This window comes from Vreelandella stevensii S18214 (assembly GCF_000275725.1).
Classification (GTDB): Bacteria; Pseudomonadota; Gammaproteobacteria; order Pseudomonadales; family Halomonadaceae; genus Vreelandella; species Vreelandella stevensii.
The window spans coordinates 1-2,506 of the sequence record NZ_AJTS01000053.1 but is presented as its reverse complement, the minus strand read 5'-3'; the positions used below and the strand labels follow the sequence as shown (position 1 = coordinate 2,506).

The 2,506-nt window shown below is 65.0% G+C and carries 1 protein-coding gene; it reads right to left on the bottom strand.

Features of this window, described 5'->3' with window-relative positions:
- A partial coding sequence (locus tag HSS18214_RS19310) for a polyadenylate binding domain-containing protein (RefSeq protein WP_202801293.1) occupies nucleotides 1-2,506 on the bottom strand: 2,506 nt, incomplete at both ends.

The window sequence follows — 2,506 nt, the reverse complement described above, 5'->3', positions numbered from 1 at the left end:
ATCGGCATCAGCATCCGCGTCGGCATCTGCATCCGCATCGGCGTCGGCGTCGGCGTCCGCATCTGCGTCAGCATCGGCATCGGCGTCTGCATCCGCATCCGCATCTGCATCTGCATCTGCATCTGCATCTGCATCTGCATCGGCGTCTGCGTCTGCGTCGGCATCAGCGTCTGCATCGGCGTCCGCGTCGGCATCTGCATCGGCGTCGGCATCTGCGTCCGCATCTGCATCGGCGTCGGCGTCTGCATCCGCATCCGCATCTGCGTCGGCGTCTGCATCCGCATCGGCGTCTGCATCAGCATCGGCGTCTGAGTCGGCATCTGCATCGGCGTCCGCATCTGCGTCTGCATCGGCGTCCGCATCGGCATCCGCATCTGCATCGGCGTCTGCATCCGCATCGGCATCGGCATCTGCGTCCGCGTCAGCATCCGCATCTGCGTCGGCATCCGCATCTGCGTCCGCATCGGCATCGGCATCCGCGTCTGCATCGGCATCAGCGTCCGCATCGGCGTCTGCATCCGCATCGGCGTCGGCATCCGCGTCGGCATCGGCGTCTGCATCCGCATCGGCGTCAGCGTCAGCGTCAGCATCTGCATCGGCGTCAGCATCCGCATCTGCATCTGCATCCGCATCTGCGTCAGCATCGGCGTCTGCATCCGCATCAGCATCCGCATCCGCATCCGCATCGGCGTCAGCATCTGCGTCCGCATCAGCGTCCGCATCGGCGTCCGAATCAGCATCGGCATCGGCATCGGCATCGGCATCGGAATCCGCATCAGCGTCGGCATCTGAATCTGCATCGGCATCCGCGTCAGCATCGGCGTCCGAATCAGCATCGGCATCCGCATCTGCATCAGCGTCGGCATCTGAATCGGAATCTGCATCAGCATCAGCATCGGCGTCAGCATCCGCGTCCGCATCGGCATCGGCGTCGGCGTCGGCGTCGGCGTCCGCATCAGCGTCGGCATCCGCATCCGCATCGGCATCAGCATCTGCATCTGCATCGGCGTCTGCGTCTGCATCTGCGTCCGCATCGGCGTCTGAATCGGCATCAGCGTCTGCGTCAGCGTCAGCATCAGCATCGGCGTCTGCATCGGCGTCGGCGTCGGCGTCTGCATCAGCATCAGCATCGGCGTCGGCATCGGCATCGGCATCCGCATCTGCATCGGCGTCTGCATCAGCATCAGCATCAGCATCAGCATCAGCATCTGAGTCGGCGTCGGCGTCCGCATCGGCGTCAGCATCGGCGTCTGCATCCGCATCGGCGTCAGCATCGGCGTCTGCATCCGCATCGGCATCGGCATCGGCGTCTGCATCTGCATCAGCGTCTGCGTCGGCATCGGCGTCGGCGTCAGCATCTGCATCCGCGTCTGCATCGGCATCTGCGTCGGCATCCGCATCAGAATCGGCATCGGCATCTGCGTCGGCATCCGCATCAGAATCGGCATCTGCGTCCGCATCAGCATCAGCATCCGCATCGGCATCCGCATCCGCATCCGCATCGGCGTCAGCGTCTGCATCCGCATCCGCATCCGCATCAGCGTCGGCATCGGCGTCCGCATCGGCGTCGGCGTCAGCATCTGCATCCGCGTCTGCATCGGCATCTGCGTCGGCATCCGCATCAGAATCGGCATCGGCATCTGCGTCGGCATCAGCATCAGCATCCGCATCGGCATCCGCATCCGCATCCGCATCCGCATCCGCATCAGCATCCGCATCGGCATCCGCATCGGCGTCAGCGTCTGCATCCGCATCCGCATCCGCATCAGCGTCGGCATCGGCGTCCGCATCGGCGTCGGCGTCAGCATCTGCATCAGCGTCTGCGTCGGCATCCGCATCGGCGTCTGCGTCGGCATCCGCATCGGCGTCTGCATCAGCATCGGCGTCTGCGTCAGCATCCGCATCAGCATCTGCGTCCGCATCCGCATCTGCATCTGCATCTGCATCCGCATCGGCGTCTGCGTCGGCATCCGCATCGGCGTCTGCGTCTGCGTCGGCATCTGCATCCGCATCCGCATCCGCATCGGCATCCGCATCGGCATCCGCATCGGCGTCTGCATCCGCATCCGCATCCGCATCCGCATCGGCGTCAGCATCGGCATCGGCATCGGCATCCGCGTCCGCATCTGCGTCGGCATCTGCATCTGCATCTGCATCCGCATCCGCATCGGCATCCGCATCCGCATCCGCATCGGCGTCCGCATCCGCATCGGCATCGGCATCTGCATCCGCATCGGCGTCTGCATCGGCATCCGCGTCAGCATCTGCGTCCGCATCGGCATCGGCATCGGCGTCAGCATCCGCATCGGCATCGGCATCTGCGTCCGCGTCAGCATCCGCATCTGCGTCGGCATCCGCATCTGCGTCCGCATCGGCATCGGCATCGGCGTCTGCGTCGGCATCCGCATCGGCATCCGCATCGGCGTCTGCGTCGGCATCCGCATCCGCGTCGGCATCTGCATCAGAATCCGCATCGGCATCGGCGTCCGCATCCGCATCGGCGTCA